Annotated in this window: 8 protein-coding genes; 3 read left to right on the top strand and 5 right to left on the bottom strand. The window is 69.3% G+C overall.

The annotated features are described in order from the left end of the window. A partial coding sequence (locus J5F18_RS13090) for an SEC-C metal-binding domain-containing protein (RefSeq protein WP_346299053.1) occupies nt 1–451 on the bottom strand: 451 nt, incomplete at its 3' end. Nucleotides 452–492: 41 nt separating this feature from the next. Then, entirely contained in the window at nt 493–1839 is a 1347-nt protein-coding gene (gene rimO / locus J5F18_RS13085) for a 30S ribosomal protein S12 methylthiotransferase RimO (RefSeq protein ID WP_346299052.1), read from the bottom strand. A 79-nt stretch (nt 1840–1918) separates the two neighbouring features. Between rimO and J5F18_RS13080 the strand changes: the two genes are divergently transcribed. From J5F18_RS13080 to J5F18_RS13070, 3 genes are all read left to right on the top strand, one after another. After that, nucleotides 1919–2329 (top strand): SRPBCC family protein, encoded by a 411-nt coding sequence (locus tag J5F18_RS13080; protein ID WP_346299051.1) that lies wholly within the window; start codon nt 1919–1921, stop codon nt 2327–2329. Nucleotides 2330–2438: 109 nt separating this feature from the next. Next, entirely contained in the window at nt 2439–2582 is a 144-nt protein-coding gene (locus J5F18_RS13075) for a hypothetical protein (protein WP_346299050.1), read from the top strand. A 632-nt stretch (nt 2583–3214) separates the two neighbouring features. Continuing rightward, complete coding sequence (locus tag J5F18_RS13070) at nt 3215–3649, top strand: transposase (RefSeq protein WP_346299049.1); 435 nt, start codon at nt 3215–3217, stop codon at nt 3647–3649. Between the two features lie 329 nt (nt 3650–3978). On the opposite strand, the gene J5F18_RS13065 is transcribed toward J5F18_RS13070, so the two are convergent. The 3 genes from J5F18_RS13065 to J5F18_RS13055 form a co-directional block, all read right to left on the bottom strand. Further along, the gene (locus tag J5F18_RS13065; protein ID WP_346299048.1) at nt 3979–5085 is read right to left on the bottom strand and encodes an aminotransferase class I/II-fold pyridoxal phosphate-dependent enzyme; all 1107 of its coding nucleotides are present in this window, start codon (nt 5083–5085) and stop codon (nt 3979–3981) included. Between the two features lie 198 nt (nt 5086–5283). Then, a complete protein-coding gene (locus J5F18_RS13060; protein WP_346299047.1) occupies nt 5284–6171 on the bottom strand; it encodes a DNA replication terminus site-binding protein in 888 nt (295 codons plus the stop codon). Nucleotides 6172–6178: 7 nt separating this feature from the next. Then, nucleotides 6179–6370 carry a DUF2283 domain-containing protein gene (locus J5F18_RS13055; RefSeq protein ID WP_346299046.1) on the bottom strand — a complete coding sequence of 64 codons (192 nt, stop codon included), beginning with the start codon at nt 6368–6370 and terminating at the stop codon, nt 6179–6181. Between the last annotated feature and the right edge of the window lie 320 nt (nt 6371–6690).

The raw sequence follows: 6690 nt of genomic DNA, 5'->3' as shown, positions 1-6690 counted from the left end.
CGGCGAGCATCAGGCGCAGCCGCGGCGGCCCCTTACGGGCCGCCGCCTTGCGCTGCTGGGCCGTGAACAGGGAGAGCGCGATGCGCAGGATCGGCAGCTCCTCGGCCAGGCCCGCGGGGTGCTCGCCCAGCAGTGGCTGGCAGCAGCGTTTGAACTTCTTGCCGGAGCCGCAGGGGCAGGGGTCGTTGCGCTTCGGCTCGGGAAGCGGTGCCGGGCGAAAGCCCCGGGAGGGCAGGGGGGCGGCATTCCACAGGGTGCGGGCGATCCCCCAGTAGGGCATCTGCGCGTCGAACCACTCGGTGAGGCCGCAGCGTCGAACGATCTCGTCGAGCGCCTCGAAGTAGGCGTCGGCACTCTCGTGCTGGAGGATGTGCCGTAGCGACGCCTCGAAAAAGGCGTTGAGGCTCCGTTCGAGCCCAGCGGGAATCTCGGCAAGTTCAGCGTCAACCATCGGTCTCTCGTCTCGACAGGCTGGTTCGTGATCGAAGGCCGCTAGCGGATGCAGACGACCACCTCCGCCCAGAGGTCGTACTCGTCCGCGTGGGTCACCCGTGCCCGCACGATCTGCCCGGGGCTGAGTTCGGCGTCGCTTTCCAGCCCTGAGGTGTCAAGAAAGACCATGCCGTCGATCTCCGGGGCATCGGCGTGGCTGCGGCCGATGGGGCCTTCCTCGGTGATCTCGTCGATGAGCACCTCGATCTCGCGGCCCACCTTGGCCTGCAGGCGGGCGGCGGAGATCTGCTGCTGGTGGGCCATGAAGCGCTCCCAACGCTCCTGCTTGACCGCGTCCGGCACCGGCTCCAGGTCCATGTCGTTGGCCGGCGCGCCTTCCACCGGGGAGTACTGGAAGCAGCCCACGCGGTCGAGCTGGGCCTCGGTGAGCCAGTCGAGCAGGTACTGGAAGTCCTCCTCGGTCTCGCCGGGGAAGCCGACGATGAAGGTGGAGCGAATGGTCAGCTCCGGGCAGAGCTCCCGCCAGCGCTTGATGCGCTCGAGGGTCCGGTCCTCGAAGGCCGGGCGCTTCATCGCCTTGAGCACCTTCGGGCTCGCGTGCTGGAAGGGGATGTCCAGGTAGGGCAGCAGCTTGCCCTCGGCCATCAGCGGGATCAGCTCGTCCACGTGGGGGTAGGGGTAGACGTAGTGCAGCCGCACCCAGATGCCGAGCTCGCTGAGCGCCTCGCACAGCTCTGTCATGCGGCTCTTCACCGGACGGCCGTTCCAGAACCCGCTGCGGTACTTGAGGTCGACCCCGTAGGCGCTGGTGTCCTGGGAGATCACCAGGAGCTCCTTCACCCCGGCCCGCGCCAGTCCCTCGGCCTCCTTGAGCACCTCGCCCACCGGGCGGCTGACCAGCTTGCCGCGCATGCTGGGGATGATGCAGAAGCTGCACTTGTGGTTGCAGCCCTCGGAGATCTTCAGGTAGGCGTAGTGGCGCGGGGTGAGCTTGACGCCCTGGGGCGGCACCAGGTCGATACGCGGGTCGTGGTCCTGGCGCGGTGGCACCACCTCGTGCACGGCGCCCACCACCTGCTCGTATTGCTGAGGGCCGGTCACCGCCAGCACGCTGGGGTGGACGTCGCGGATGGCGCCTTCCTCGACGCCCATGCAGCCGGTGACGATCACCCGGCCGTTCTCGGCGATCGCCTCGCCGATGGCGTCCAGGGACTCCGCCTTGGCGCTGTCGATGAAGCCGCAGGTATTGACCACCACCACGTCGGCGTCGTCGTAGCGGGGCACGATCTCGTAGCCCTCGGTGCGCAGCTGGGTGAGGATGCGCTCGGAATCCACCAGCGCCTTGGGGCAACCCAGCGAGACGAAACCGACCTTGGGTGTGGACATGCAATTGACCTTCGCTTGATGATATGGGGCAGGATAAACACGGAATTCTACCGTTCTCACCGAGCTCAGGAAACCGTACATGGCCACCATCGAACACAGCGCGATTCTCAAGGCCCCGCCGGAGCGGGTCTTCGCCCTGCTGGAGCGGGTGGAGGACTTCGCCGACTACTCCGATCTGATCCATGCCATCGAGCCGCTGGGGGATGATCGCTACCGCTGGCACGTGCGCGCGGTGGGGCGCGACTGGCACTTCGACGTGGCGGTGACCGAGTCCCGCTCGCCGGAGCTGCTGGCCTGGGAATCCCTGGATGGCGTCGAGAACCAGGGTTGCTACCGGCTCACCCCGGTGAAGGAGGGCACCGAGGTGGCGCTGACCCTGACCTATGCGCTGCGCAACAAGCTGATGGAGAAGGCCGTGAACAAGGCCGCCCGGCCCCTGGTGGGCCGGGTCAGCCGGCAGATACTCGAGCGCGTCGAGGAGAGGCTATGAGGCCTGCCGTCCTGATCGGAAAATTCTATTAGTCTGCTATCTTTCTAGTTGGACGTAACGGGCCTATCATCTCCTCATCGAGGCCGCCGGCCTCAACGAGGAATCCGCGATGATCAAGGGTCTCCTGTGGTGCTTCGCCCTGCTGGGCGCGCAGCTGGGCCTGCTGAGCTATATCGACAGGCGGGTGGCCGCCATGCCGCGGCTGGAGGAGCCCCCGGCCGAGGCCGAGCAGGAGCCGCTGCCGAAGCCGTAGGGTTGGCGGGGCCGCCTCCATTTCCAGGGACCTCGGCCTCCCACCAGACGCTCCAGGAGCTGGTGAAGGCAGCAGCAGCGCCAAGGCCAGTGGGAGGGCGGCTGTGCCGCGCGAATGGTCTTGTGGGAGGGCGCGGTCCGGCGTTCCGGCTGTGCCGCGCGAATAGTCTTGTGGGAGGGCGCGGTCCGGCGTTCCGGCTGTGCCGCGCGAATAGTCTTGTGGGAGGGCGCGGTCCGGCGTTCGGGCTGTGCCGCGCGAATGGTCTTGTGGGAGGGCGCGGTCCGGCGTTCCGGCTGTGCCGCGCGAATAGTCTTGTGGGAGGGCGCGGTCCGGCGTTCGGGCTGTGCCGCGCGAATGGTCTTGTGGGAGGGCGGCTTTGCCGCGCGAAGGTTGGTGTCTTCCGCGGGGAGCCCTTCGGCCTCCATTCGCCCGGCAGAGCCGGCCTCCCACGGGATGGGGCACCGGCCTATGCCGATATCAGATTGTTCTCCCGGGAAACCCGGCCTCCCACCAGAGCCCTCGAACGGCACTGGTTGGTGCGGCTATGACTGACACCCCCATGGGCAGAAGGCTGACACCCGAGACAGCTGAGTGGAACTAACCTCCACACTAGTTCACGGAGGAGGGGCTGAATGGGGCGCTATCATAGCCATGCCTTGCGGCAAGGCCGCCAGTCCCTTGCCGGTCACTGCTATCTGGTCACCATCGCGGCTCGTGACCGCCAGCCAAGGTTCGCCGAGTTTCAGCATGCCGCCTGTGCCTGCAGCAGTTTCTACGCCGATTCGGTTGCCCGTCACGCGAATACCCTGGCCTTCGTCGTGATGCCGGACCATGTCCATTGGCTACTTCAGGTGAACGGCAACCTCTCGGAGGCGGTCAGGGTCTACAAGGCCCGGGTATCATGCCTGCTGGGGGAAAGAATCTGGCAGGATGGCTTTCACGATCGCGGGGTTCGGCGCGAGGAGGATCTACGACCGATCGCCCGATATATCGTCGCCAACCCGCTACGTGGAGGGCTGGTCGACAACATCCTTGACTATCCCTACTGGAATGCCGCCTGGCTGTAGGCTGATTCTCGCTACGTCGCAACACCGCCCTTCGCCCGGCAGAGTCGGCCTCCCACGGGATGGGGCACCGGCCTATGCCGATACCAGCTTGTTCTCCCGGTGAACCCGGCCTCCCACCAGACGCTCCAGGAGCTGGTGAAGGCAGCAGCAGCGCCAAGGCCAGTGGGAGGGCGCGGTCCGGCGTTCCGGCTGTGCCGCGCGAAGGTAGGTGTCTTCCGCGGGGAGCCCTTCGGCCTCCATTCGCCCGGCAGAGCCGGCCTCCTACAGGTCAAGCCACTGGCGTCCACAAGTAACCCTCCAGCTCACCTGGCAGAGCCCCCTCCGCCGCCTTATCCCCTCACCAACGCCTGCTCCAGGATTTCCAGCCGTCCCGGCACCAGGGCGTCGCTGACCGCGGTGATGCGCAGCACATGTCCCAGCGCCGGGTCGGCGGGGCGCGCGATCAGCTTGCCGGCGGCGAGCATCTCCCGATGCACCCGTTCGGCCAGCTCGGCGCTCGGCAGGCGCAGCCCCACGAAGTTGGTGGCGCTGGGCAGCACGTCGGCGCCCAGCTCGCCCAGCCGGGCCGCCAGCCGGTCGCGGCGCCGCCTCACCTCGGCCACGTGGGCCGCCACCTCGTCGGGGTGGTCCAGCACCACCTCCGCCGCCGCCTGGCTGAGCGTCGACACCGCATAGTGGATGCGCACCTTCATCATCACCGCCAGGGTCTCGGGGTCGGCGATGGCGTAGCCGACCCGCAGGCCGGCCAGGCCATGGGCCTTGGAGAGGGTGCGCAGCCGGATCACCCCCGGCAGCACGCGCCGGCCGTACGCGGCGTCGGCGTCCTCGCGAAAGTCATGGTAGGCCTCGTCCAGCAGCAGCCAGCAGGTCTCCGGCAGTGCCTCGCGCAGCGCCAGGACGTCGGCGTCGTCGTGCAGGTTGCCGCTGGGGTTGTCCGGGTTGGCCAGGTAGACCAGCCGCGCCTCGTGCTCATGGGCGGCCCGCGCCAGGGCCTCGAGGTCCGGCGCCAGGCGCCCTGGCCCCTCGTCATAGGGCAGCTCCTCCACGCGGCAGCCGTGCCCCCGGGCGAAATAGGCGAAGGTGGGGTAGGTGCCGGCGGTGCTGACCACCACCTCGTCCCGGCCGGTCACCGCCCGCAGGGCCAGGGCGATCAGGCTGTCGGCGCCGGCATCCACCAGCATGGCGTCCAGGGGGATGCCCTGCTGGTCGGCCAGGCGCCGGCGGATGCCGAGCGCCTCGGCGTCGCCGTAGCTGTAGACATGAGCCGCCATGGCGTCGCCGAAGTGCTCGCGCAGGGCGCGGTGGGGCATGTCGAGCCCCTCGTTGGAGCCCAGCTGGTGGGGGATCTCGCGGCCCAGGCGGCGCTCCAGCACGCGCACGCCGGGGAAGGGGTTGGTGGGACCCTCTCCCCTCAGGTGGTTGGGAAATGTCGGCATCGGGGCCTCCCTGTCGAGTCTGGTCATGTCCCGGCGCGGGGCCATCGGGGCGCCGACGGAACGGTGGCCCGGCCGGCGCGCTTGGCCCGCCGCGGGACTCGGCGTGTCAGGCTCATGGTGGTTCACTCTCTTGGCCCCTGGCAATCGCCTTGGCCCCTGGCAATCGCGGCGGCCGCCGCCCCGGAAGGCGAGCGGCCCTTACCGGTAGCGATAGACCCGCAGGCTGGGCAGGAAGGGCTCGTCCTCGAGCCGCTCGTCGCGGCGGCGGGCCCGGGTGCGCTGCTCGGGGGGGCGGGGCGGCGGCCGGTTGTGGTCGGGCAGCCGGCCGTCGGCGCTGGGCACGAAGAGCGGCAGGGCCACGTTCAGGGCCCGCCGGGTGCGGCCGTCGTCAAGCGGCTCCCGGTAGAAGAGGTTGGCGCGCATCAGCGGCGCCTGGCGCTGCACCTGGGCCAGCGGCTCGCCGCTGGGAATGCCGGCCAGCCGGCGCAGCTGGATCCGCACGTGGGGGGCGTCGGCGTCGAGCCGGAGCAGCTTCTGCTCCGCCTCCTGCACGGTCAGGCGCTTGATGGAGCGCCCGCTCGAGTACCAGGCCAGGCGCACCCGGTCCACGGGGGCCTCGGCCACGGGGATCGCCCGCCAGCACTGCTTGAGGTGCACCCGGGCCAGCCCCTGGCCGCGCAGGTGCTGGTGCAGCTCAGGGTGGCGGAAGGGCAGCACCGCCTTGGCCTCGGGGATCAGGCCGGGTTCCGCCGCCTTGATCCGGGCGAGCAGGGCGGCGAACTCGGCCTTGGCGGCATTGGCCTGGGCGACGCGTTCCAGCAGCGCTTCATCCGCGGCCACCAGGCCCAGGTGGGCGCGGGTGGCGCGACCGTCCTGGCCATCCTGGTACCACACATCCAGCAGGGCCGCGCGCAGCCACTCGGCGGCCCGCTCGGGGCCCACCGGCTCCGGCTCGCCGAAGATCCAGCAGGCGCCGGGGCGCTCGGCATGGGCGGCCGCCACCGCCTCGCCGGCCTCCACCAGGGCGTCGAAGGCGGCCTCCAACTCGGCCAGCAGGCGATAGGCGGGGCGTTGGGGCGGGTTCAACGGTGGATCACGCGGCAGCGTTCTTGAGCAGGGGCCAGGCCCCCAGCCGGGAGGCCTCGAGGATGACGACCTCGACGAGGGTGCCATCCTCGGCGTAGCTGAGATGGGTGTTCCAGTCCTGGGAGACCTCCTTCACGATCGGCTTGTCGGCCAGGCGAAGGACCAGGATGTCATCGGCTTCGTCATAGGTGGTCCGCATGGTGGCTCTCAAAATTATTGCCCAATAGCAGCTTCTGGTTAGTGGTAGCACCAAGGCCTTGTGGGAGGTCGGCTTTGCCGAGCGAATGGAGGCCGAAGGCGTCCCTGGTGGCTGCCGCCAACATACGCAACTCCGCCGGGGCGCCTGCGGCGCCATTCGCCCGGGGAACCCGGGCTCCCACAGGGGGACTACCGCCTCCCACAGGGTGGACCACCGGCCTAGGTCGGCAACACCGCGGGTTCAACGGTGGCTCACTCCGGCTCCTGCAGGCCGCGCTCGGCGCGCAGGATCATCTCGTCGATCTCGGTCTCGTCCATGGC

Source organism: Halomonas sp. BM-2019 (assembly GCF_017584085.1).
The sequence above is the reverse complement of the archived record's forward strand: the minus strand, read 5'-3'. Positions and strand labels throughout refer to the sequence as shown.